Origin of the sequence: Nostoc sp., from assembly GCF_036917195.1 — a bacterium.
GTDB lineage: Bacteria > Cyanobacteriota > Cyanobacteriia > Cyanobacteriales > Nostocaceae > Nostoc.
The window spans coordinates 86,865-111,769 of sequence record NZ_JBALDG010000020.1; the positions used below are offsets into that span (position 1 = coordinate 86,865).

Annotated in this window: 24 protein-coding genes; 14 read left to right on the forward strand and 10 right to left on the reverse strand. The window is 44.3% G+C overall.

Translation table 11 applies throughout. From position 1 onward, the window contains the following. Positions 1-47: 47 nt before the first annotated feature. Together V7K40_RS06425 and V7K40_RS06430 are read right to left on the reverse strand one after the other, a co-directional pair. Positions 48-800 carry an SDR family oxidoreductase gene (locus tag V7K40_RS06425; RefSeq protein WP_334957791.1) on the reverse strand — a complete coding sequence of 251 codons (753 nt, stop codon included), beginning with the start codon at positions 798-800 and terminating at the stop codon, positions 48-50. Between the two features lie 56 nt (positions 801-856). Beyond that, positions 857-1,189, reverse strand: coding sequence for an SDR family NAD(P)-dependent oxidoreductase (locus V7K40_RS06430; RefSeq protein ID WP_334957793.1), 333 nt, complete (start codon positions 1,187-1,189; stop codon positions 857-859). A gap of 110 nt (positions 1,190-1,299) precedes the next feature. Between V7K40_RS06430 and V7K40_RS06435 the strand changes: the two genes are divergently transcribed. The 3 genes from V7K40_RS06435 to V7K40_RS06445 all read left to right on the forward strand — a co-directional run bounded on the left by V7K40_RS06435 (position 1,300) and on the right by V7K40_RS06445 (position 4,191). Next, complete coding sequence (locus tag V7K40_RS06435; protein ID WP_334957796.1) at positions 1,300-1,908, forward strand: TetR/AcrR family transcriptional regulator; 609 nt, start codon at positions 1,300-1,302, stop codon at positions 1,906-1,908. Between the two features lie 643 nt (positions 1,909-2,551). Further along, entirely contained in the window at positions 2,552-3,223 is a 672-nt protein-coding gene (locus tag V7K40_RS06440) for a cadmium resistance transporter (protein WP_334957797.1), read from the forward strand. 332 nt (positions 3,224-3,555) lie between these two features. Continuing rightward, positions 3,556-4,191: a pentapeptide repeat-containing protein gene (locus tag V7K40_RS06445; RefSeq protein ID WP_334957799.1), complete on the forward strand. Its 636-nt coding sequence runs from the start codon at positions 3,556-3,558 to the stop codon at positions 4,189-4,191. 448 nt (positions 4,192-4,639) lie between these two features. Here the strand turns inward: V7K40_RS06445 and V7K40_RS06450 are convergent, their stop codons facing one another. Continuing rightward, positions 4,640-5,623, reverse strand: coding sequence for an AraC family transcriptional regulator (locus V7K40_RS06450; protein WP_334958158.1), 984 nt, complete (start codon positions 5,621-5,623; stop codon positions 4,640-4,642). Between the two features lie 91 nt (positions 5,624-5,714). On the opposite strand from V7K40_RS06450, the gene V7K40_RS06455 reads away from it, so the two are divergent. The 5 genes from V7K40_RS06455 to V7K40_RS06475 all read left to right on the forward strand — a co-directional run bounded on the left by V7K40_RS06455 (position 5,715) and on the right by V7K40_RS06475 (position 9,629). Beyond that, positions 5,715-6,227: a cupin domain-containing protein gene (locus V7K40_RS06455; RefSeq protein ID WP_334957802.1), complete on the forward strand. Its 513-nt coding sequence runs from the start codon at positions 5,715-5,717 to the stop codon at positions 6,225-6,227. Between the two features lie 59 nt (positions 6,228-6,286). Further along, entirely contained in the window at positions 6,287-7,057 is a 771-nt protein-coding gene (locus V7K40_RS06460) for an SDR family oxidoreductase (protein ID WP_334957804.1), read from the forward strand. Between the two features lie 159 nt (positions 7,058-7,216). After that, positions 7,217-7,441 carry a hypothetical protein gene (locus tag V7K40_RS06465; protein ID WP_334957806.1) on the forward strand — a complete coding sequence of 75 codons (225 nt, stop codon included), beginning with the start codon at positions 7,217-7,219 and terminating at the stop codon, positions 7,439-7,441. A gap of 269 nt (positions 7,442-7,710) precedes the next feature. Further along, on the forward strand, positions 7,711-8,358 hold the full coding sequence (locus tag V7K40_RS06470; RefSeq protein ID WP_334957808.1) for a carboxymuconolactone decarboxylase family protein: 648 nt from the start codon (positions 7,711-7,713) through the stop codon (positions 8,356-8,358). A 263-nt stretch (positions 8,359-8,621) separates the two neighbouring features. Continuing rightward, on the forward strand, positions 8,622-9,629 hold the full coding sequence (locus V7K40_RS06475; protein WP_334957810.1) for an aldo/keto reductase: 1,008 nt from the start codon (positions 8,622-8,624) through the stop codon (positions 9,627-9,629). A gap of 245 nt (positions 9,630-9,874) precedes the next feature. Here V7K40_RS06475 and V7K40_RS06480 read toward each other — a convergent pair whose 3' ends face one another. Beyond that, positions 9,875-12,361, reverse strand: coding sequence for a DHH family phosphoesterase (locus V7K40_RS06480; RefSeq protein WP_334957812.1), 2,487 nt, complete (start codon positions 12,359-12,361; stop codon positions 9,875-9,877). Between the two features lie 323 nt (positions 12,362-12,684). Here V7K40_RS06480 and V7K40_RS06485 point away from each other — a divergent pair, with 323 nt between their 5' ends. Next, positions 12,685-12,906, forward strand: coding sequence for a hypothetical protein (locus V7K40_RS06485; protein WP_334957814.1), 222 nt, complete (start codon positions 12,685-12,687; stop codon positions 12,904-12,906). A 98-nt stretch (positions 12,907-13,004) separates the two neighbouring features. Here the strand turns inward: V7K40_RS06485 and V7K40_RS06490 are convergent, their stop codons facing one another. The 4 genes from V7K40_RS06490 to V7K40_RS06505 form a co-directional block, all read right to left on the reverse strand. Continuing rightward, a complete protein-coding gene (locus tag V7K40_RS06490) occupies positions 13,005-13,646 on the reverse strand; it encodes a GNAT family N-acetyltransferase (protein ID WP_334957816.1) in 642 nt (213 codons plus the stop codon). A 53-nt stretch (positions 13,647-13,699) separates the two neighbouring features. Next, positions 13,700-14,512, reverse strand: a complete 813-nt coding sequence (locus tag V7K40_RS06495; protein ID WP_334957818.1) for a PD-(D/E)XK nuclease family protein — start codon at positions 14,510-14,512, stop codon at positions 13,700-13,702. A gap of 104 nt (positions 14,513-14,616) precedes the next feature. Then, the gene (locus V7K40_RS06500) at positions 14,617-14,841 is read right to left on the reverse strand and encodes a hypothetical protein (protein WP_334957820.1); all 225 of its coding nucleotides are present in this window, start codon (positions 14,839-14,841) and stop codon (positions 14,617-14,619) included. Positions 14,842-14,956: 115 nt separating this feature from the next. Continuing rightward, positions 14,957-15,196, reverse strand: coding sequence for a hypothetical protein (locus V7K40_RS06505; protein ID WP_334957822.1), 240 nt, complete (start codon positions 15,194-15,196; stop codon positions 14,957-14,959). A 597-nt stretch (positions 15,197-15,793) separates the two neighbouring features. On the opposite strand from V7K40_RS06505, the gene V7K40_RS06510 reads away from it, so the two are divergent. Next, a complete protein-coding gene (locus V7K40_RS06510) occupies positions 15,794-19,366 on the forward strand; it encodes an NB-ARC domain-containing protein (protein ID WP_334957825.1) in 3,573 nt (1,190 codons plus the stop codon). Between the two features lie 64 nt (positions 19,367-19,430). On the opposite strand, the gene V7K40_RS06515 is transcribed toward V7K40_RS06510, so the two are convergent. Together V7K40_RS06515 and def are read right to left on the reverse strand one after the other, a co-directional pair. Next, a complete protein-coding gene (locus V7K40_RS06515) occupies positions 19,431-19,634 on the reverse strand; it encodes a hypothetical protein (protein ID WP_298913367.1) in 204 nt (67 codons plus the stop codon). Between the two features lie 10 nt (positions 19,635-19,644). Beyond that, complete coding sequence (def, locus tag V7K40_RS06520; RefSeq protein WP_334957827.1) at positions 19,645-20,208, reverse strand: peptide deformylase; 564 nt, start codon at positions 20,206-20,208, stop codon at positions 19,645-19,647. A 124-nt stretch (positions 20,209-20,332) separates the two neighbouring features. Between def and V7K40_RS06525 the strand changes: the two genes are divergently transcribed. The 4 genes from V7K40_RS06525 (at position 20,333) to V7K40_RS06540 (ending at position 24,568) form a co-directional block, all read left to right on the forward strand. Beyond that, positions 20,333-21,235, forward strand: coding sequence for an ABC transporter permease (locus V7K40_RS06525; RefSeq protein ID WP_334957829.1), 903 nt, complete (start codon positions 20,333-20,335; stop codon positions 21,233-21,235). A 137-nt stretch (positions 21,236-21,372) separates the two neighbouring features. Then, positions 21,373-22,182, forward strand: a complete 810-nt coding sequence (locus tag V7K40_RS06530; protein ID WP_334957831.1) for a DUF3598 family protein — start codon at positions 21,373-21,375, stop codon at positions 22,180-22,182. A 248-nt stretch (positions 22,183-22,430) separates the two neighbouring features. Further along, positions 22,431-23,282: a ModD protein gene (gene modD, locus V7K40_RS06535; protein WP_334957833.1), complete on the forward strand. Its 852-nt coding sequence runs from the start codon at positions 22,431-22,433 to the stop codon at positions 23,280-23,282. A gap of 608 nt (positions 23,283-23,890) precedes the next feature. Then, positions 23,891-24,568 (forward strand): hypothetical protein, encoded by a 678-nt coding sequence (locus V7K40_RS06540; RefSeq protein WP_334957836.1) that lies wholly within the window; start codon positions 23,891-23,893, stop codon positions 24,566-24,568. Positions 24,569-24,905 lie beyond the last annotated feature (337 nt).

A 24,905-nucleotide genomic window follows, 5' to 3' on the forward strand; every position in this document is an offset into this window, starting at 1 on the left:
ACTAAAAACAGCCTATTTCTTAGGTTGCCGATCACTTTGGGGAGGCTTCAAATCTGCGCCGTGCCTCCATCAACAAAGAGTTCGATGCCGTTGACAAAGCTGCTGTCATCGGATGCAAGAAAGACGACAGCTTTAGCAATCTCGTCTGGCGTGCCCACGCGCCCAAGGGGGATATTGTCAGCCTGACTTGCTATAAATCCCTGCACCTGCTCCTCGCTCAGTCCCAGGAGATTGTAGCCAGCAGTAGGCACGACACCAGGGCTGATGGCATTGACACGAATCTTGCGCTCTTTGAGGTCGAGTGTCCAGTTCCGGGCAAACGATCGCACGGCGGCTTTGGTGGCGCTGTAAACGCTGAACGCTGGGGTGCCCTTGATAGAAGTAGCCGAAGCATTGAGAATAATCGAAGCCCCCTCTGGCAACAAAGGCAATGCCTTCTGCACAGTGAAAAGCAGACCTTTGACGTTGGTGTTGAAGGTTTTGTCAAAGTGTTCTTCGGTAATCGATCCGAGCGGGACAAGTTCCCCACCTCCAGCATTGGCGAAGATGATATCAAGGCGACCTTTCTCTTGCTCAATCGTGGCGTAAAGGCGATCAAGGTCTGCTAGATTTGAGGCATCGCTCTGAACGCCTATGACGTTTTTACCGATCTCTTTGACGGCGGCATCAAGTTCACTTTGACGACGACCCGTGATGAAGACATATGCACCTTCGGCGACGAATTGCTTGGCAGTGGCAAGACCGATGCCGCTGGTGCCACCTGTAATCAGCGCGATTTTTTCTGAAAGCTTCTGTGACATAGTAATGTTTTTTTTGAATTAGGTTTAGGGACTAGCAAGTCTAGATTACATATCGTTCAAGCTGTAAAGCCACCATCAATCTTCAGGTTGGCACCAGTGACAAAAGCAGCTTCAGCACTGGCGAGATAGGAAACCAAGTCAGCAGCCTGATCGCTCTCGGCGACGGCGTGTTTCACCGCTTCAACATCGGTACTGTCAGCGGCAAGCGCCAAGGCTTTTCCACCTGCCGCTTCGATCGCAAGCACTACCTCGTCGGCTTTTTGGGGCGAACTAGTGTAGGTGAGGGCGACTGCTGCGCCATCGTGGGCGAGACGTTTAGTGATCGCTGCCCCTAGACCGCGTGAACCGCCCGTAACCAATGCAACTTTACCTGCGAGTGTTTTTCCCATAATTTGCTCTGCTGGGCATAATAGTTGCCAATCAGTATTTATTTACCAATCGGTACAAAAAGTATCCCCTGATTAAATCTTGCTGTCAAGGAAGTTTTATACTGAAAGGTATGGAAAGGAGAAAGTCTCATAGAGTACAGGGACGTCCTCGCGCTTTTGATATCGACGAAGCTTTAGAGCAAGCTTTGCAGATGTTCTGGCGCAAGGGCTATCTGGGAACATCCCTTACGGATCTAACTGAGGCGATGGGTATTAACCGTCCGAGCCTCTATGCTACCTTTGGCAACAAGGAAACTTTATTCCGCAAGGTGCTTGATCGCTATACTGATAGGCAAACAGCCTACCTTCGTGAGGCACTTGAGGAGCCAACTGCACGTAGAGTCATCGAGCGGATGATGTATGGTGTTGTTGACTTGGTGACTAATCCGTGCAATCCCTCAAGATGTCTCTTTGCACTGAGTATGCTTTCATGTAGAGATCCGGACGATCCGCTCCATCAAGAATTGGCAGAACGCCGAGTCTTAGGCGAGATTGCAATACGCGATCGCTTCGAGCGTGCTTTATCAGAAGGTGACTTGCCGTCTGATATTGATCCTGCTACCCTTGCTCGCTTTGTCGTAACTGTCAACTTTGGGATGTCCGTCCAAGCAGCGAGTGGAGCCAGTCGCGCCCAACTCCTGGAGGTTGTTCAGACGGCATTGCGAGCCTGTCGAATTTAAGGGACTAGTACCGCTACGCGGAAGTCAAAAGTCAAAAGTCAAAAGTCAAAAAGCTTAGAATGTAAGCTTTTGGTTGATTTGGAATGGTTGCTCTATTTACGCCGTGTTGTACTAGCAAAAAAATAAATGACCAGAAAAAATCAAGTCAGTCTGTAAAAGATAAATCAATTCACGCTGGTCAAATTGCTTGCTTTTTGCACAGTCAGGAGTTGATTTAGGAAGGAAGCAGTCCCCTTTGGAAACTACTTCCTCCACTTTTTCTCTGATTATCATTCTTATCTAGATTATGCAGCTTTATTTAATCATTTTTGGGTCATTTATTTTTTTTGTAGTCTCTAAAGTTATTAATCACTTTTATTTATCGTTTTAAAAAACAAGAGTATTTGCTCTTATTTGGTTGAAAGCCATAATATTGACTTCATGAGCTCCCAAGGTACCTTGCTGAGAAATAAAAATACCAATTTGATTGGAGGCGTAGTTTACCACCGTAGGCATCGCCTCTAAAAACTGGGGAACTGGCTGATGACTAGCGAAGATCGGTTGTCGTTAAGTAAAACAGTCACAAAATCTTCTGAACTGCTTTCATTACCAGAAGCAGAGAAGGACTAAGACAAACAGCATTGAATCATCGTGAGCAAAAATTATGAGTTGGCTAATTAGTACATTAATTATTGGAATCTCTACCGCTTTTGCAACCACCTTTGACGGCAATTTATACTTGACAGCTTTCTTCGGAAAAGTCAATCGCAGCTTTCGTCCTAAGCATATTGTTCTCGGTGAATTTCTGGGATTCACTACCTTAGTATGTGCTAGTCTTCCTGGTTTCTTCGGCGGTCTGATTATTCCAAGCACTTGGATTGGTTTGCTAGGTTTGCTTCCCATCGCCATTGGTATTAGTAATTTCATCAGTCGAGATGAGGAAACAGAGACAGTGCAAGCGGTGTCAGTTGACTTAACTCCTGCCAAATCTGGACGGCAGAAGAAATCACTATTGGCAACCATCCGCGATCCTCAAACTTACCGCGTTTCCGCTGTCACCATTGCCAATGGAGGAAACAACATTGGGATCTATGTACCCTTGTTTGCCAGTAGCAATCTTCCAAGTTTGAGTGTAATTCTGTGTGCTTGCTATTTCAGTGTTGGGGCGTGGTGCTTACTCTCTTACAACCTGACTCGTAATCCTCTGATGACTCCGGTTTTAACTCGCTATGGTCGAAAAGTCTTCCCATTTGTCTTAATTTACTTGGGACTTTCTATCTTAATTAAAAGTGAATCATATCGACTTTTACCTAGTCTAGCAATGCTTTCCAATTAGGCATGAGGCGATCGCTTACAGTGGGCGCTCCGTACCATCCACCTGCCCTAAAAACTTGTTACCTGGGGACACGATGTCTGACGACAAGCTACTACGCGTCTATGCAATGAGCCACTGAAAATTATTGATGGATGCTATGTCTCTCATATAACCGAAAAATCAGCTTATCGTTTCCCATCCAAAAAGATTTTTTAATCACTTGAATTTATCAATTTGAATCAGAATAATATTTGATGTTATCAATCAATTTATCTAAAGTGAGAATAAAGCAGATTATTGATGGCTCTTATAAAAGCAAGCTCACCACTACGAATCATCATCGAAAGGAACTAATGAATAAACCAAATCCAAAAAAATTAACTCACTGGATCGTAACAGCAGTATTTCTAGTACTTGTAGCAGGATTTTCTCTACTTGACCAGCAAGCAGTTAAAGCTCAAACACTAACACCATCCATACCTACAGAAAAACTAGGTCCAGTAATGCCTCCGGTTACATCGCCAATGGAGTCTGTAACTTCCCCGGTAATATCTCCGGTTGTATCCCCAATAGTTTCTGTAGCAGCAAACGTTAGACGTTTATTGCAAACTAATGAATGTGTCGGGTGTAACCTCACCGGAGCAATGCTCAAGGATGTAAACCTGCAAGCAGCAAACTTGGAGGGTGCTAACTTACAAAATGCAGACTTAGAAAGGGCTAACTTGCAGCAAACAAACTTACAAGGGGCTAACTTTCAAGGAGCAGATTTAGGCAAGGTAAACCTTTTGGGAGCAAACCTGTTGGGAGCAAACCTATTTGATGCAGACCTAGAGAAAGCCAACTTGCTGGGAGCAAACCTACAAGCGGCTAACCTACAGGGCGCAGACTTGGAAAAGACAAATCTTACAAATGCAAACATGCAGGGGGTTAACCTGATGGGGGTTGATTTGGAAGATGCTATCAGACCGGAAGGATTCACTATTCAGTAATTAAACTGAAGTTCTTTGGGCAAATTTAATAAAAAACTTCAAAAGCCTGATTCAGTAATGAATACAGGCTTTAATATTTGAAGGGTCACGGCGATCGCATATTTGAGCAAACAAATCGTTCATCTATATTAGAGTTAACCATTTTATGCTTCAAAAATCAGAATCAAAGTAGAATACATCTTCCATGTAATACACCGTTAGTTTAGCCCTAACGGTGTATTACATGGGAAGGTTGATGCTGAAACGGGATATTCAAGGGAAGTTTGCGCTTCCCCGCAGCGCTTCCACTTTGTTGAGCTGGCGATTCAGCCTGCGGCGATTGGTCTCGTCGGCATACCAACGCAGAATATGAACTGTCTTGATCAATCTGCCGTATTCCTGAAGTGCCAGCGTTAAAGGATGTTTGCGTGGAAACGATTTCTGGCAAGATTAGGACGTCTTGAGCAGATCATATTGAACTAGCGGTCTCCCTTGCAGCTTCTCGCAGCCGCTCCACATCGCGCATTGGTGGTGCGCCAAAGAGCCGCTTGTACTCCCGGTTGAAGTGCGAGGCATCGTCATAACCCACACGGTAGGCAGCACTGCTAGCGTCAAGGTTTTCCCCCAGCATCAGACGGCGAGCCTGCTGGAGCCGCAGTTGCTTCTGGAACTGCAAGGGACTCATTGCAGTGACAGACTTGAAATGATGGTGGAAGCCTGAGACGCTCATTCCAAGATCTCGGGCGATGCTTTCAATACGAAGCGGCTCCTTAAAGTCTTGATGAAGTCGCGCGACGGCTCTGGCGATGTGGTGGGTGCAGCTACTCAGAACTGCAATATGACAAAGCCGACTACCTTGCTCTCCTATCAGGAGTCGGTAAATGATTTCCCGCTTAATCAGTGGTGCGAGAACATGAGCTTCAGCAGGGGAATCTAGAAGCCTGACGAGCCGCACCACAGCGTCCAACAGATTTGCATCTAACGGACTCACGTCTATCGCTTTAACATTGGCACGGCTTTGTGCTGAGGGATAGCCTGCCTCGACCATGACTGAACCGACAAGGGTGGGGTCGAGATCGAGGCGAAGGCTAAGGAACGGTTGCTCCTTGGACGCTTCAAGAATTTGGCTTACAATCGGCAGTTCGACCGTAGCAAGCAGATAATGCATAGGGTCGTACTGATAGCGGTCGTTGCCCAGAAGAACTTCTTTGCTGCCCTGGGCAATCACACAAAAGGCAGGAACAGAGATACCATGAACGCATTCCGCAGGCGAGGAGGAGCGGTTGAGATGCAATCCTTTGTGCGGCTCAATCGTCCCATCATTAGGGATAGCCTGTGAGATGCGCTCAGTCAGTTCGTCTCTGTTGGCTTGCGCTTTGGAAGCCTCGCGCTTTGCCTGCTGGTCGTTCATTAAATCCATATCGGACTTTTCACTTGTTTTGGCAGCATTCATTTCTAAGTTTGCAGGATTGTACAACGATCTTAGATTATCGTCATATTGCTTGCTCTTGAGGATTCTTAGAATGAAGCTAAAGCAATGAAAAATGATTCTGGCTTCTTTAAGCATTCTGGATTTTTATTTAAGAGAAAACTCAATTTTGATTAAGCAAGAGACTTGCCTGCTAGCAACCAAAATGGCATCAAGTGAAGGAATTAAGAAAATGGATATCAAAAGAAGTGGCTCACAACCCTCCACCAAAGGGCCGGCCGAGTACTTTACCGGCACTGTCCGCATTGACCCCCTGTTCGAGGCACACGATCCAGCACGCGCGCTCGGCGCTAGTGTCACGTTCGAGCCAGGTGCTCGGACAGCATGGCACACCCACCCGTTAGGACAGACCCTGATCGTGACGGCTGGCTGCGGCCTCGCACAGCGCTGGGGCGGCTCACTCGAGGAAATTCGGCCGGGGGACACGATCTGGTTCTCGCCGGGTGAGAAGCATTGGCACGGCGCTACCCCAACCACGGCTATGACGCACATTGCCATCCAAGAACAGCTCGATGGCAAGACCGTGGACTGGATGGAACAGGTCAGCGACGAACAGTATCGCAAGTGATCTCCGCACCCGAGTGGTTTTAAGACCTTGTTTAGGTGAAAAATTGAGGGAGAAAAATAATGACGACGAACGAGAATGGAAACTACACAGGAAAAGTTGTGTTTGTGACCGGAGCAGCGAACGGCATCGGTCGAGCTACGGCGCTGGCGTTTGCACGCGAAGGCGCTAATGTGGTGGTCGCTGACATTTCAGAACAGGGCAATCAAGAAACGGCACGCCTGATCGAAGAACTCGGCAAACGAGCGATCGCCGTCAAGTGCTCGCGCCACGTTGCACTTGACGTAAAGGCGGCTCTGGACAAGACCATCGAAACTTTCGGGCGGCTGGACTTTGCCTTTAACAACGCCGGTGTGGAGCAGAAGAATGCAGCAACAGCCCAAATCGAAGAGTCAGAATGGGATCGGATCGTAGACATCGACCTGCGCGGCGTTTTTCTGTGCATGAAGTATGAAATCCCGCTGCTACTCAAGCAAGGCGGCGGCGCAATCGTGAACACATCATCGGGCGCCGGCGTCATAGGCATCAAGGGCAAAGCCGCATACACCGCCGCAAAACACGGCGTGATCGGACTCACCAAGTCGGCGGCTCTCGACTACGCCTCGCAGAACATCCGCGTCAACGCCGTTGCTCCCGGTTACATTGACACATCGATGATGGATCGCTTCACCGGCGGCACTCCCGAAGGCCGCCAAAAGGTGGTCTCAGAGGAGCCGATTGGAAGGATGGGTCACCCCGAAGAGATCGCCAATGCCGTCGTCTGGCTGTGTTCGGATGCGTCCTCCTTCGTCGTCGGGCACGCTTTGGTCGTGGATGGCGGTCAAACGGTGTAGTGATGGTTGTCGCTGACAATGACGCATTGCCTATGGGTGCGGTGGAATCGTCAGGAGAGGAGAAACATGAAATACACAGCAACGTTCCTATCGCTTTTTCTACTTGCTTCAACGGGCACATTTGCGAACCAGACCCAAGTCGCCGCACCAAATAGCGGGATGCAAACTATTTCTCGATCTGGGTCTCAACCTCCCCAAAAGGGTTCTGCCGAATTCTTTACGGGCAATGTTCGTATTGACCCGCTATTTTCCCCAAATGATTCGGCGCACTTTTCCGGTGGCTCTGTCACCTTCGCGCCTGGTGCGCGGACAGCATGGCACATGCATCCGGTGGGGCAGCATCTGATTGTTACCGCTGGCGTTGGTCGAACCCAGCAGTGGTGAGGTTCTGTCGAAGAAGTTAAACCGGGGGATGTAGTTTGGTGCCCGCCTGGGGTAAAGCATTGGCACGGAGCCTCGCCCAACACCGCAATGACACACATTGCCATCACAGGGACCCTAAACGGTGAAAACGTTAGATGGCTGGAAAAGGTCAGCGACGAGCAATACAACAGCAGATGACGGGGTAAGCCTGATGAAAAAGCTCAATGTGTTCTTGGCACTGGTATCTGCAATGATATTTAGCCTTTCATTTGTGTCGGAGGCACAAACTAATGAACAACGATCAAACCTTAAACGCACGGCAACAAAGTATTGTCACCATCGCCGCCTTTACCGCCAACGGCGATATGGAATATCTGTCTACTGCCCTAAATGAAGGGCTTGATGCTGGCTTGGCTGTGAATGAGATCAAGGAGGTTTTGGTTCAACTGTATGCTTATACGGGATTCCCGCGTAGTCTAAACGCGATCAACGCCTTCATGAGTGTTCTGAAAGCAAGGCAGGCAAAGGGGATCAAGGACGAAGCGGGCAGGGAAGCAAGCCCCCTTCCGACCGATAAAAGTCGGATCGAGCTTGGAACAGAAATTCAGACGCGCCTTTCAGGAAGTCCGGTTGCTGGGGAAATCTATACTTTTGCTCCCGCCATTGATCAGTTTTTGAAAAGTCACCTGTTCGCAGAGATCTTCGGGCGCGACAACCTGGACTTCCAAAGTAGGGAGATTGCGACCATTGCAGCTCTTTCGAGCATGAAAGGTGTCAACTCCCAACTGCAAGCACATTTTAGAATCGGCATGAATAGTGGACTGACCAAGGCACAGATGAACAGTCTCGTATCCGTTCTCAAGTCCAAAGTCGGCAAGCCTGAAGCCGATAATGCTGCTGAAGTATTGAATAAGGTTTTAAGTAATAGGTCTCAATAAAGGCTCCAAGCTACACGAAAGCCCTTAACGTGCCCAGTTCTATAAAAGTCACGATCGAGCTAATCGAGTGAGAAAGTAACTGGTTCGCAGGGAGAATCTCGACAGCAAGATGGTTGTATTGAGCGCTGGAGTTATCGTCGTGCGGATGCTAAAGCCACCAACGATTACCCGACGACATCATCGGACAACGGGACTTCCAGGACGGAGGACATCAAGCAATCGCTTTAAATCAGGTCTCTAGAATAATTTAGGAAGAAAAGCAAATGCACAAAAGAAAACTTGGAAACAGCAATTTAGAAGTTTCGGCGATCGGGCTGGGCTGCATGGGAATGAGCTTTTCCTATGGTCCGCCCAAAGACACCCAGGAGATGACCGCTCTTCTGGGGGCCGCCGTCGAACGCGGCGTTACCTTCTTTGACACCGCCGAGGTCTACGGCCCGTTATTGAACGAAGAGCTTGTGGGCGAAGCCCTCGCTCCCTTCCGCAAACAAGTAGTCATTGCCACCAAATTCGGGTTCGACCTGAGTCCTAATTTAGATCCCCGGGGAATGAAGGGTGCGCCCGGACTGAATAGCCGGCCAGAGCAGATCAAGCAGGCCGTGGAGGGATCGCTCAAGCGACTCAAGGTCGAGACAATCGACCTGCTCTATCAGCACCGGGTTGACCCGAACGTGCCGATCGAAGACGTGGCAGGAGCGGTGAAGGAACTGATTCAGTCAGGTAAGGTTAAGCACTTTGGACTCTCTGAAGCAGGAGTGCAAACGATCCGTCGCGCGCACGCAGTTCAGCCGATCACTGCTCTCCAGAGCGAATACTCGCTGTGGACGAGAACTCCTGAGAAGGAAGTGATACCAACCCTTGAGGAACTCGGAATCGGCTTTGTCCCGTACAGCCCGCTGGGCAAGGGCTTTCTCACTGGCAAGATGGACGAAAAAGCGACTTTCGACAGCTCCGACTTCCGCAGCACCCTGCCTCGCTTCACGCCGGAGGCTCTCAAGGCGAATCAGGCCCTGATTAATCTGCTCGGCAGCATCGCAGAACGGAAGCAGGCGACACCTGCTCAGATCGCGCTCGCTTGGCTGCTTGCCCAGAAGCCGTGGATTGTTCCGATCCCAGGCACCACGAAGCTGCATCGCTTGGACGAAAACATCGGGGCAGTCTCAGTCGAACTCACGCCCGACGATCTGCATGATATCGATAACGCTGCCTCCAAGATCACGGTGCAAGGGACTCGGTACCCCGAAAAGCTGGAGCAAATGACCGGTCGTTAAGCGGCAAAAAATGTTTTCTCTGGTTGCATTCCGTAGCTCACTAAGTACACGTCACCGCAAAAAGGGGTCAGAAATAAAAACTGTGATGCTACTAGACACGTTTAATTCAAAAAACGAATTCCGTACCTCATTTATGGTGGGCTGTACTAAGCAAGGCAACCGAGAGAAGACCAAATGAAGGCTCTGTGCGATCGCGTTCCTTTTAAGGTGCTTTTCACTCGCAGTCTGATAACCCGCAACTTGGGTTAATAATTGTCGGAGCTGGCGATCGCAACAATAGTAGATAAAGGTACTTCGGCAAAATACTGTTGCTGAAATTGTTCTTCTCGGACAGCGGCTAAAAATCGTGCCACTGCTGCATCAGCAAAGCTTTCTGCACTATCGGTTGGATGCCAGCTAATTTGTAAATAAGGGTCTTGTCCTTTGACTGTGAACCCTAAAGATTTTAAAGCTTTGATTCCTACAAGTAAGGTTTGGTTGCTGATGCCGATTTTCTCTAAAAGTTGGGCACGGGTAACTAGTTGATTTGTACGACTGAGATATTTGGCAATTCCTACAAAAGTCAGCCAAATTTGATTGGGTGGTTGATGGTTGGGTTTAGACCAAGCGATCGCTAATTGTTGCTGATTGTCAAGCACAGACGCAGAGCGGCTTGTTATTAGACATCGCCGCAACCATGTGCGTAAATTATCCCAATTAGTGGGACAATCTTCGATAATCAGTGCTGTTAGCGGTAGCAGGGCGTTTAGCCCGTCCTGAGTCCTGATTCCTGAGTGTTCCTGATTTCGTAAGTCTAAGATGAGTGGTGTTAGCGATAGCGGGGCGTTTAGCCCATTCCGAGCATTGAGTGCTGAGTTAACACTGGGACGCACGGCAATTAATCTGATTTCATAACGTTTTTTGAAGGTGTTGTAGTCCAGTTCGGCTATGCAATCACAGCTTCCTATGGGTAATTCATCTTTGTAGTGTCCCCACCATATACCAGGAAAAGCACTTCTGCTGGAATCATCCCGAATATCAAACTCGGTTTTAATGTACTGTACCTTTTTCCCTTGCCAATCCTGCTGATTGCGATGCCAAGAATTTTCAAACCAGCAGTTTTGAATTAGCAATTTCGGAACAGGGTTACCCATTCCACAAGGTTCTAGCAGTTTCAGTTCCAAAAATAACTCTTTCCCCAAGTCTGCTACTGTTACCGTCAAGTCTGCTTGCATGGTAGGCGTTAGGGTTGTACTACCTAAAGATTGCCGCAACTGCTGATTAATCGCTGCTGTAAATAAAGGAATGTTCTCCACCAACAAACTCAAACCCGCTGCAAAGGGATGTCCCCCAAAACGATGTAACAAATGTGCTTGGTCTTTCACCAGTTGGTATAAATCGACGGAATTCACCGAACGAGCAGAACCACGAGCTAATGCGAGTGCTGGGTGCTGAATTCTGAGTTCAGAGTTAGAAGATAAAGGAGTAATTTTTCCCCCTGCTTCCCCTGCTCCTCTGCTCCCCTGCTCCTCTGCTTCCCCTGCTCCTTCCGTACTTAATAAAATAGTCGGGCGACCTGTTTCTTGCGCTACCTGTCCAGCAACTAAGCCCAACACACCCGCAGGCCATTGGGCATCTTCTAGGACTATGACGCTGGTGGTTGATAAGTCTAATTGAGTAAGTTTTTGTGCTACTTGCGCTTGTACATCTTTTTGTAAAGATTTGCGACGGGTGTTTGCGAGTTCTGTAACTTCGGCTAGTTCTTTACAACGTTTGGCATCACGACTAGTTAATAATTCAACGCAAAAACTGGCATCGCCTTGGATGCGGCTGACGGCGTTAATTCTTGGGCCCAAACCAAAGGAAATATCTGTGGGGCGATCGCCACTTTTTTGGCACAATTCTAATAATCGCCCTACCCCCGGACGCCGACGCGCTGCTGCTGGCTGTTGAAAATCTGCTTGCAGTCGTTGAATTCCCATCTGTGCCAAATAGCGACAATCTCCACTTAACTGCACTAAGTCGGCAATTAATCCTACTGCTACTAAATCTAATAAATCCTCTAAGGGATGTTTTGCAATATTAGGCAGAGTTTGATATAGTGCTTCCACCAACTTATAAGCTACCGCTACCCCAGAAAGATTAAACAGCCGATGTTCTGTGAGCAAATAACGGGGATTGATAATTGCTGCGACGGGTGGGCGTTCGGCGGGTAAGGTGTGATGGTCTGTAACTATTACATCTATACCTAGTTGTTTGGCATAGATAATTTCATCAATGTTTGTGCTACCTGTGTCGCAAGTAACAATTAATTTGCAACCTTGTTTTGCTAAGTTATCAATCCCTTGATTATTGAGTCCGTGGGATTCTTTCAAGCGATTGGGAATGTAGTAAATTAACTGAGTATTTTGTTTAAAAAACTCCCCCAATCCATCCCAAAGTACAGACGTGGCGGTAATTCCATCAGCATCGAAGTCTCCCCAGATGGCAATTTTTTCTCTGGCGTTATATGCTTGTTGCAACCGGGCGATCGCTAGGTGCATTTCTTGCCCAAACTCAAACGGACTGGCTGGTTGATAAGCTTTATGGTTGATAAAAGCTGTTAATTGTTGATCATCTTTAATTCCCCGTTGCCACAATAATTGCGCTGCATATATTCCACTTGATGCGGGTGTATGCTGTTTCACCGCTTGGATGAACCACTCCGGGGGTTGTTCGGTTGCTGCTATAGTCCACTGCTGTTGTTCTGGCATATAAAGAAAGTTAGGAGTTAGGAGTTGAAAGTTAGGAGTTAAAAGTTGATTTATAAAGTAGTCACGGCTTTGCTATCAAGCATCGTTATATAATATGGTGCGTTAGGCGCTTTACTCATGTCTTTGCTGACAAATGATATCGAAATTATGCGCCTAATACACCCTACTATAATTTTATTTTTACTTGATATAGTGGTTCCCAGGTGGATGAAGTACATATCAAAACCTCACCTCCAACCCCTCTCCTTGCTAAGGCTACGGTGTACACACAAGTCCTAAAAACCTAGCTTGATAAGGCTTTCCTGATTGTCTCATGCAAAGCATTGTCAGTCGATGCATTAGGATTGTTAGTCGATGCAATAGCATTGTTAGTCGATGCAATAGCATTGTCAGTCGATGCAATGGCATTGTCAGTCGATGCATTAGGATTGTCAGTCGATGCATTAGGATTGTCAGTCGATGCAATGGCATTGTTAGTCGATGCAATGGCATTGTCAGTCGATGCATTGGCATTGCAGGTCAAGAGACTTATGTGTATACTGTAGCTTTGCTAAGGAGAGAGGAGATAAAGCTGTACCTCATTTTTATTAGGAAACGCTATAAATGACCTTTAAAAGTTTTAACTCCTAACTCCTAACTTTTGTTAAATTGGAGATTGATCCTCGGTTGTTTGAGATTCATTTACTAGGGGATTAAGGACTACTTCATTAGCGACACTATCGGGTTTGCGGGCGCGAATGGCAGGACGTGATCGCCTGTAACCTGCTCTTTCAGCTTTTTGGTGTTCGTAATCAATCAATCTGCCATAATATTCATGTTTGCTTAAATTCATCGACAAGAAAATATGCTGGCGAGTATTCCCAAAACCTTTACGGTTAAAAAACTTTAATGCTGAAGTATTGGTGGGGTCAGTGTCTACCAGCATGAACCGCGCCCCATCTTCAATCATCCGGGCGACGACTTTATCAACCAACTTGTCTGCAACTCCTCGACGCTGATACTTCGGACTAACTCCCAACCATAAAATGTATCCGTAAGTCCAGGATGCTTTGGTGATGATGGTTCCCAAAATGAATCCTGCTAATTCTCCATCTGTTTCGGCCACAAGACAATATTCGGGATCGGTGTTGTAAAGTCCAATCACCTCCCATTCGTCCCAGGTGCGGTATAAATAAGGATATAAATCGCTAGTAAATAAACCTTCTCCCAAATGGTAAACGGGAGCAATGTCATCAATTCCTAATTCGCGGACATAAATGGCTTCAGTTTCGTCAAAGTTTGACATAAATTTAGAAGTTGTAATTTCTTTATACCCCTATTGGATTTTACAAACATCCTCTAATGTATAGGGTTGAGTGAGACTTCTTGAATGCTGTCAAAATTTGGCAATGAGTCTTTCACTGCTTCTTCAGTAGCTTGTGTGCGCTCGCACCGTTTGGCAAACTGACAATAATCACATGTTTTGCTACCCTCCACCACTTGAGGAAACTGCTGGTTATTTTGGTAATTTTCCAGCCAAATAGTTAACTGGCTTAATAATTGATTTAGTTTCTTTGCTGTTTGTGTGTGTTGAGCAGTATTGTAATTAAATTTAATATTTTGCGGTTTGCCCTCAGATTGGACAAACCAATAAGTCATCGAAATATTTTCTGGCAAATAGTCGCTAGTTTCTGCCAATACATACAGATAAAGCCGTGTTTGCCAGTTAGATTCTAACTTGCGTTTATTGGGTGGTTTAGGATAAGTTTTCCAGTCGAGAATTTGCGCTTGTTGGTTATCTGCAATCAATAAATCATAGATAACCGTCAGCAAATAATCCTGAACTTGCAGAGTGCGGAAGTGTTCACTTTCACGGAAAGTTTGATTATCAGATGCACCCGTTAAAATTTCTGGGGCTGCATCGGCAAAAGCTAGCATCCAGCTTTGCAGTTTAGCATCTGCTTGCAGGAAACTATCAATTGGCAAACCCATTTCTCGCTGCTGCATTAGCAGGTGAAAGCGACTACCCAAAGTTTGCCGTTCTTCTTGTTCTGGATTTGAGGGCGAATTGAGTTGTTCTAGGTAGGTATGTTGAAATTTACGCGGACAAACTTCTAGTAAGTTCAGTTGTCCTTGAGACAGTCGCAGTAGTTGAGTGGGAGTTGACAGCATTCTTCTATTTTAGAAGCAAATTCTAATCTGCAACTCACCTTTGGCAGACTATCTGTAAAAAACAGTAATTTTTTTACTGCCTTCACAGATAGTTTTCATGTCTGCTATTTCAACTCATCCTGATTTACATCATTTTGGTTATTGGAATATCTAGTTTTTCCTTGAGACTTGATTGAGCCAAAGCTGTAGACCATAGCTATTTTAACGATGTCAAAATATGCTGGGTGATTAGCTTTGTTAACGATTGCCAAAGAGATTGACCCTGCCACTAAGATGACTAAAAGCGGCGAAAGTGTTTCTCCCCCGGAAGAGTTGCTGTTGTTTGACATGATATAATCTCCTAGTGAGAAGTCTTGGGGTAACTTGCATTTAACCCAAGAAAGTTGATTAAACTTCACTACGAACCTAAAATTGCAATCTTGTTGCTGATGATTGAATAAAGAATCAACTCCAAGATTCAACAATCATGGCGATCGCAAATAGACAAAACAGAGATACTGCTATCCTCACAAAGAGTATCCATAGACTTGTTGATAACAGCATCCCAGCTATTGACACCGTGCCAAAAACGTGAGATAAAACAAGAGCAATCGCCAAACCAAGCAGAGTCAACAGAAAGTACTTAAGTCCCTGACAAAACCACTTAAATAGTAGATTTTCATCATCTTTGAGATTGATTTTCATAGTTTTTTTCCTGTTTTGAAAGTTTAATCTAAGCAGCAACTAGGGCTACCTCGACTGTTCTAAAAAAAGAGTCAATACTTACGTTGCTTTTAGCTAGTCAAAGCACGCAGCAGTCCTACTAAACCTGAGTGAAATTTAAATCAACAATGGTGGTCTTGATATTGGCAGATAATGAAAATTAAGCTCCTCAATAAATTGCCAAAGGTATTAGAAAATCGAAATTTAGATGCTCAATGCCCGTAATGACGCATAACGTCCAGTTACCTGCATCAACCCCTAAAATGTAATTTCTCAAGACCAAAGACTTTCAACACTTGCTGTGTCTGCATTGGCGATTCCATCGTTTTTACGTTGGCTCACTAAGTTTCTTAAAACCAACAACTAACTTACTAAGTTACCAAGCAATATTTACTTAGACTCACTTTAAAGTAACTTTGTGAGGTTGTCAAGCTAACAACAAAAGAAATTTAGACACTGCGTGAAAATAACAGTTTCCTAACAATAGGATAGATATTATAGTCTTGATGTGACTCTCGGTAGATAATTTTCTCACCTAGTGAGCTAACATTGTGAGTGTAGTTTCCTCTTAATTTGTGCATGAGTGCGATTCGCCAAGAATTTCTTTTGGTTGTAGCTCAAGATCGGTGCTTGTCTGGCAGCGAGCAAGAAGTTTTTTTATATGCTGTTGAGGGTAAATCGCCAAATGCGATCGCCGAAGAATTGGGTATCAGTGCCGAAGCGGTACGTAAAAGATTAAGTGAAGTTTACAAAAAATTCAATGTGAGCGGTGGTGGTCCAGGTAAACTCACTAAGTTACAGCAAGTAATTGATAATGAGTATCAAATATCTTTGCTAACTGAAGAACAAGAGCAAATAACCAACAAGCGCCTTGATTGGGGGGAAGCACCTGGAGTTTACCTTTTTTATGGGCGTGCAGACGAATTATTCCGACTAAAGCGCTGGGTAGTTAAAGAACACTGCCGCCTAATAGCACTACTGGGTATGGGGGGAATTGGCAAAACAGCCTTGTCTGTGAAGCTGGCAGACGAGGTTCAGGAGAATTTTGACCATATTATTTGGCGAAGTCTTCGCAATGCTCCACCTGTGCAAGAGATGCTGACAAATCTGATCCGATTTGTATCTGATGAGCAAGAAAAGGATTTACCAGAAACTATAGATGCTCTAATAACGCTGCTAATTCATTATTTACGAGAGCGCCGTTGTCTTTTGGTCTTGGATAACGCAGAGACAATTTTGCAAGCAAGTATGAATGTACCTCCTGCCAAAGAGGTTCTTGCTGGACACTACAAAAAAGGATATGAAAATTATGGTCAATTACTCAGACGCATAGGGGAGGAACCTCATCACAGTTGTTTGGTACTGACTTCACGAGAAAAACCGAAAGAATTTGCACCTTTAGAAGGAGAAGCGTCACCAGTTAGAACCCTAACATTAGGAGGCTTGGGACAAATAGAAGGGCAAGAAATCCTGAAAGATAAAAGCTTATCTGGCTCAAGACAGGATTGGAGCCAACTAATTAACAAATATTCTGGTAATCCTTTGGCATTAAAACTGGTATCTGAGTCAATTCGTGAGTTATTTGGCGGTGATATTTCTGCTTTTCTTAATGAAGGAGAGATAATTTTTGGCGATACCCGAAACTTATTGGATCAACAATTTGAGCGCACCTCCGAGTTAGAAAAAGAAATCATCTATTGGTTGGCAATCAAGCGTGAGTTAGTTTCCCTAGATGAATTGTTAGATGATATTATGCGTCCCTTAGCCAAACGGGAATTGCTGGAAGCTTTAGAATCACTACGCAGGCGATCGCTAATCGAGCAAAAACTAGAACATAAAACTCCTCAGTTTACTCTCCAGCCTGTAGTTATGGAGTATATTACTGAGCAACTTATTGAACAGATTACTCAAGAAATTTATACAGGCGAAATGGCGTTATTTATGAGCCATGCTCTGATGGCAGCTACTGACAAAGATTATATTAGGAATACTCAAGTTCGCTTCATCCTCCAGCCAGTTATAGAAAATTTACTAAATATTTTTAGATTTCCTAGAATTCTTGCAGAAAAGCTCACTCAGATTTTAGAGAATATCCGAGCAAAATCATTTGTTAAGCTAGGATATGCAGGCGGTAACGTTCTCAATTTACTTTGCCATCTCCAAGTTGATTTAAGCGGCTACGATTTTTCGCATCTGACTATTTGGCAAGCTTACTTACAGGGCGTAAATTTGCATCATGTCAATTTGGATAATTCTGATTTATCCAAATCAGTTTTTACTGAAAAGTTGGGTAGTATTTTGTCGGTGGCATTTAGTCCAAATGGAAAACTTTTGGCTACAGGCGATGCTGATGGTGATGCTCACTTATGGCAAGTAGAAGATGGAAAGCGACTTTTTACCTGTAGCGGACATAAAAGCTGGGTACGCTCAGTAGCCTTCAGTCCCAATAGTCAAATATTGGCAAGTGGCAGTGAAGACCAAACTGTGAAGTTATGGGATGTGCAAACTGGTCAATGTCTCAACACTTTACAGGGACATACCAGTTGGATTTGGTCAGTAGCCTTCAGTCCCGATGGTCAAATATTGGCGAGTGGCAGTGAAGACCAAACTGTAAAGTTATGGAATGTGCAAACGGGTAAATGTCTCAACACTTTGCAGGGACATAAAAGTTGGGTACGCTCAGTTGTCTTCAGTGCTAATAGTCAAATATTGGCGAGTGGTAGCGAAGACGAAACCGTGAAGTTATGGGATATGCAAACTGGTAAATGTCTCAATACTTTACAGGGACATACCAGTTGGATCTGGTCAGTAGCTTTCAGTCCCAATGGTCAAATTGTAGCTAGTGGTAGTGAAGATCAAACTGTGAAGTTATGGGATGTACGTGAAGGTAAGTGCCTCAAAACTTTGCAGGCTCATAGCAGTTGGGTGCGCTCAGTAGCCTTTAGTCCTGATGGTCAAATTCTCGCTAGTGGTAATGAAGACCAAACTGTAAAGTTATGGGATGTGTACACAGGTCAATGTCTCAATACTTTGTCTGGACATAGCAGTCGGATCTGGTCAGTAGCTTTTCACCCTGATGATCAATTTCTGGCGAGTGGCAGTGACGACCAAACTGTAAAAATATGGGATGTGCAAACTGGCAAATGCTGCAAAACTTTAACAGGACACAGCAGTCGGATCTGGTCAGTAGCTTTTAGTCCTAAAAATCCCATTCTCGCCAGTGGCAGCGAAGACAAAACCGTGAAGTTATGGGATGTCAAGACTGGTAAATGCTTCAAAACTTTACAGGGACATACCAGATGGATTTGGTCAGTGGCTTTCAGTCCCGATGGTCAGATTCTGGCGAGTGGCAGCGACGATCAAACCGTAAAGTTATGGAATGTCCAAACAGGTCAATGCCTTAAAACTTTGACGGGACATAGCAGTTGGGTAAGGTCAGTAGCCTTCAGTCACAATGGGCAGATTCTGGCGAGTGGCAGTGACGAGCAAACTGTAAAATTATGGGATGTGCAAACTGGTCAATGCCTCCAAACCTTGCAAGCGCATAGCAGATGGATTTGGTCATTAGCCTTCAGTCCCGACGATCAAATCCTGGCTAGTGGCAGCGACGACCAAACTGTAAAGTTATGGGATGTGCAAACTGGTGAATGCTGGAAAACTTTGCAGGGAGGTAGGAGTCGGATCTGGTCAGTAGCTTTCAGTCCTGATGGTCAATTTTTGGCAACTGGCAGTGATGACCAAACCGTGAAGTTATGGAATGTACGTGAAGGTAAGTGTCTCAAGACTTTCCGAGGGCATACCAAATGGATCTGGTCAGTGGTCTTCAGTCCTGATGGTCAAATTCTAGCGAGTGGTGGCGAAGACCAAACCGTGAAGTTATGGGATGTACGTGAAGGTAAGTGCCTCCAAACCTTAGAAGGACACAACAGCCAGATCCGCTCAGTAGCCTTTAGTCCTGATGGCCAAATTCTCGCTAGTGGCAGTGAAGATGAGACAATTCAACTTTGGAATGTGACAACAGGTGATCGCCTGAAAACTTTCAGAGCCGATAGACCCTATGAAGGAATGAATATTACTGGGATTACAGGGTTAACATCGACACAGATAGATACTCTCAAAGCTTTGGGAGCCGTAGAACAATCGAAAAAATAAAAGATAAAAGGGTGAATTTTGCCAAGTTCCTTCATCCCCTTTACCTTTTTTATGTACCTGATGCTTATTTTATGTTAGCCCTTGCGTCCTTCACTGCGGCAAAGAAAAAGAATCCTGTGAGTGGAATACTCAATGCCAGGATAATCGCAGTGACTTGGACGCCCAAATCTGGATGTCCGTAACTAAGCTCAAAAATCGAACCGACAGCTGCGATCGCACTTACACAAGAACCACCCAGAAATAAACCGCTTTTTGGAGTTAAATACACTACTAGCCCCCTATACTATTGGTTTCACCGCTTGATACGAGAAGCCATTCTTAGATAGCTCCTGGACTAAAGTCAAGGAGTTTTCCACACGGTCTACAAATACCACGCCGTTAAGGTGATCCATCTCGTGCTGAATGCAGCGTCCCAAGAGGTCATTAGCCTTTAATGTCCGGGGACGGCCGTATTCGTCTTTATAGGCTATTTCCACGACTTCGGGGCGCTTTACGTCCAGGTATACATTGGGAATGCTCAAGCATCCTTCTTGGGCAACAGAGATGTCGCGGCTTACTTGTTTAATGGTGGGGTTAATCAGCACCAAAGGCGGATTAGCTGCATTCTCTGGTTCCAGGTCGATGACAATTAGTTGTTTGTGAATTCCCACTTGGGATGCAGCCAAACCAATGCCATCTTTGCTATACATAGTTTGCAACATTTCGCGCACCATTTGGCGGAGTTCGTCATCTACTTTAGAAATCCGCTTTGCTGCTTGACGCAACACGCGATCGCCTAAATAATGAAGCTCCAAAGGTGGATTTTTTAACTTTTTTTTCTCTACAGCAATTTCAGAGGGCATGAGTCTTGATGGCTAGATGGTGAAAATTCCTACTTTAATTCTATCAAGCTCGTCACTAGTCAGTTATGAGTGCTGAGTTATAAGTTATGAGTTATGAGTTATGAATTTTTGACTGGGGTGACGTGTGTTTAAATCTTTCACAAAACTTGACTACCTGCTCAAAGAAACTTTCCTCGGTTTATTGCGGGGAGGTTGGATGAATTGGGCAGCTATAAGTACTGTTACGGTGTTACTGTTTTTATTCGGCTTGAGTTTGCAAACCTCTTGGCAAGTCGAAAAACTCCTTTACCAGTTTGGTAGCCAGTTAGAAGTATCAGTTTATCTCGAACCGGATACGCGCGCCGAAAACATTGAGCCACTGATCGCAAAAATCCCAGAGGTAGCGGCGATACAAACTATTACCAAACAGGAAGCTTGGACTAAGTTAGTTAAGGAAATGAAAATTTCTGATATTGAGGGTGCTACCCAGCAGCTAGGTGAGAATCCTCTGGTTGATGAGATGAAGGTGAAAGCTCGTAATTCTCAAGTTGTACCAACTTTAGCAACCCAGTTGGCTAAGTTACCCGGAGTTGATACGGTGCAGTATGTTGATGAAGCAGTTAAACGCATTGCCCAGTTGCATCAAGGTCTGAACTGGATTACTTTAACTATTACAATTATTCTGACTTTAACAGCGATCGCAGTGACTACTACGACAATTCGCCTGATTGTCATGGCGCGACGCCAGGAAATTGAAATTATGCAACTAGTGGGAGCAACTTCGGCTTGGATCTACCTGCCGTTTATTTTACAAGGAATTACCTTTGGCTTAGTTGGTGGTGCGATCGCTTGGAGTTTCATTTCTGTGATTCAACAGTTTCTCGGTAAGTTGCTAGCCAATCAACCTGAGTTTATTCAAGCTATCACCAATGGGGTACAACTCACTCCAGCCCAAATTTTATTATTGCCCCTGATTCTCTTGAGTTTCGGTGCAGCTGTAGGATTAATGGGAAGCTTATTTGCAGTCCGACGTTTTGCTAAAGGTTAGGCATTGAGCACTTGTACTGAGCGAACGCAAGAGCGTCTCTAAGAGTTGCTGTAAAGCCTGCGGCATAGCTACGCTTAGGGCGCAGCCTCTCCAAGAGTTGTATTGGGCATGGGAAAAGGAGAAAGGACAAAATCGTTATGAAATCGCAATGGGAATGTTTTCTGCAAAATCTCGGTGTCTGGGAAGGTTCATTTACCAATTTTTCTCCTCAAGGTACACTTGTGAACGATACTCCTAGCCGTCTTTCGCTGGAAGGTTTGAACAATAACCAGACAGTGCGCCTAACTCTGAGCCGTTCGGGAGGAGATGATGTCAAGAGAGAATATAGTTCTGTGGGAGGGGGTCTGCTGTTTTTTGAAAATGGTTCATTTTCTGAAGGTTTAATTCAGCTAGGGCCATTTTCAGAATTCGGTGGAGAACTTGCTTTTGTTCATGAAAATCGCCGCTTGCGTCTGGTGCAACTGTTTGATAAAAACGGTCAGCTAAATGGACTAACTCTCATTCGAGAACATCTAGCTGGAACACAAACAGCAGAACGTCCACCCTTGCAGATAGATGACTTGTTGGGAGAATGGCTTGGTGAAGCAGTGACAATATATCGAGATTTGCAATCGCCTGATATTTACTCTACAACTTTGAAAATACAACTTGATGATACTGGGCGATTAATTCAAAGTACTTCTTTTGGGGAACAGACAATTACTTCAAGTGCTACTATCAAAGGTTCCATCGTTCTCTTTGACCAAGATCCCCAAAAGCAAGTACAAGTCTTATTGTTACCTGATGGTGCTTCTGCAACTTCTCCCCTCAAGGTGCAGTTACGTCAACCCTTATTCTTGGAAGCGGGGTGGTTAATCCAGCCAAACCTGCGCCAGCGGATGATTCGCAGCTATAACGAGAAAGGCGAATGGGTTAGTCTGACATTAGTTACTGAAGAAAAAGTGTAAAAAATTTGAATTGTCTATAGTATGTACAGAAAAATGTATATAAATTGCACAGATGCGATCGCATATAAGCCTGTAAGGGTTGACTCCTAATCCGTCGTACAAGGCACAGAGGAAATTATAAAATTATTTTATTACCAACTATTTTGGAAAATAGTAGTAATTCTTACAATTCCTGCAACCTAATGATATTAGGTTTAGTGTAAATCTTTGTTGAGCTTATATATTTGTAAGCTGATCACAAAACTAAAATGAGTGTTTTCTTCTCAGATGAGGCGATCGCTAGGTTAATTCAGGAAGATGTTCCCTACCTAGATTTGACAACCTACGGACTTGGCATTGGCAAGCAACCCGGTGAAATCGAGTTTTCTACCCGTCATCCGATGACCATTTGCGCTACTGAAGAAGCAGCCAGAGTATTAAAATATTGTGGTGCCGAAGTTCATTATCAAGTGGAAAGTGGTACAGTCTGCCAGGAAAAGCAATTAATTCTTCAAGCTAGTGGCACTGCTCAAGCTTTGCACAGTGGCTGGAGAGTTGCTTTAAATTTGATGGAATATGCCTCCGGTATTGCTTCGCGTACCAGAGTATTAGTAGATACTGCTAAAACAGTGAATCAGTCTGTTTCTATTGTGACTACTCGTAAATGTTTTCCAGGTACTAGAGCGCTTTCCATCAAAGCAGTTCTAGCTGGCGGGGGCTTTTTTCATCGCTTAGGATTATCGGAAACAGTTCTGATATTTAACCAACACCTAATATTCCTGGGAGGTATAGCTGGGCTAATTGAGCGCATGAATCAACTACGACAACAGTTTCAGGAACAACTTATTTGCGTTGAAGTAGATACACCAACAGATGCCTGGATGCTTGCTCAAGCAGGTGTAGATTTAATTCAGTTTGATAAAATTCCGATCCCAGACCTTGAGCCTTTAGTTTTGAAGTTGAAGCAGCAGTATCCGAACTTAAAACTAGCGGTGGCTGGTGGTATTACCTCTGAAAATATAAAAGATTATGCAAGCACTGGTGTAGATATCTTAGTGACAAGTTCACCATACTTTGGTAAACCATGTGATATTGCAGTCAAAATGACGATGGCACAGTAGTGCATTTTTAATTTATAAATTGGGAGAAAGAGAGGCAATTTCAAAGTCCCTCTTCCAGTCTTGGGAGAGGGATTTAAGGTGAGTGCTTTTAATTTATGCAAGAAGTTTATTCGCTGGAATTTCCAATTTACAGGTGAGTCTCACTTGTAAATAGTTTATTAGCTTGACAGTTACCTATTTATAAGCAAAATAACCACAGCGAGTGTCTTTACAATATTAAGCTTAACTATTTTAAAAAGAAATAAAAATTAATTTTGTTAAGGTTTGATTACTAAATAATCTAGTAATTTACTCAATAAGTTGGTATTATCTTCAAGAGATTACACAGATACACTTATCCATTTTGAAAACGCAAGTCTAAAAAGAGGTTTGCGGCTAATGGCAAGTGATTTATTAGTTTTTAATAACTCATATTGAAAACTAGGTATTTTGTATCGTCTGATAAGGAGTTGGAAGTTGAACGATTTGAAGGTTTGATTTTTTTCTAACAAAATTTATTGTCAACCTGCTCAGTTTTGGCGATAACAATACTAATTTTTGGTGAGCAAACAGCTTTGAGCAAAACTATCTAATTTTTCAATATTCAATAGTAAACGGAGAAATGTTTTATGCGTTTTACCCGACAAATACCCATTGCGTCTTTTCTACTATCGATACTGGTTTTATGGCAGCCTAGTTTAGCTGACTCAAGGAGTGATGTTCACTGGAATAAACAAGAAAAAACACCATCTATCTGGGAAAAAAATAAGTGTCCTGGAGGTTTTTCACAAAGTTTTCGCTTGGGTGGAGAACTCAAGAATCCAACCACCTATAACTTGCAAAACCTGAGAAATTTGCGAGATGCTTTAAAAAAACAAAATCCACCAGTAGTTACTGAAATCACTGTGAGCTTTCAAACCGGCTCAGGTCCACGAACAGAAACATACTATGGAGTTCCCTTATGGGAATTGATTAATAATCCGAAAGCTGGAGGTGGTCTAAAACCTGGGAATTCTGGTTTGAATCCTAAAAACTCTTTTCTGAGGCAATATGTTTTAGTTGAAGCCACAGATTGCTATGGTGCAGTTGTAGCTATTGGTGAAATTCAACCTAGCTTTGAAGCGAAAAAAGTGCTAATTGCATTTGAAAAAAAAGGTAGTGATGGTAAAGTCGTGTCTTTAATAGATGAAGGATTTGCTCGTTTAGTGGTTCCAGGTGACAAAGCTGGAGGTCGTTACGTGACTAATGTGAGAAATATCCTCATATTATCTGCTCCTGCTTCTCCTTTGAAACCAAGATATTTCTAATGGAGAGGTTAAGATTTTTAGTCTTAAGACTATCAGTAATAACTTCTGGAAACATTTGTAAATTTTTTAAGTGTGACTGGTGAAAAGCTTGTTTACACCCACCATGTCTTCAAGAATTAATAAAATCCAATACAGTTTGGATAAATTCTTGAGGTAAGGGAGGAAAAAGAGTTCTTGAGCAATAATTATTTCTCCCCCTGCTCAAGAACTACTCCTCCTATTTGCCTCAAATGATAACTTTCTTAACAAAACCAGATTGTATAGAACTTACACAATATACAAAATAACTATCCTGTGTATTGACGAAATTCACTTCTTTCCGGCTGTTAGCGATTAC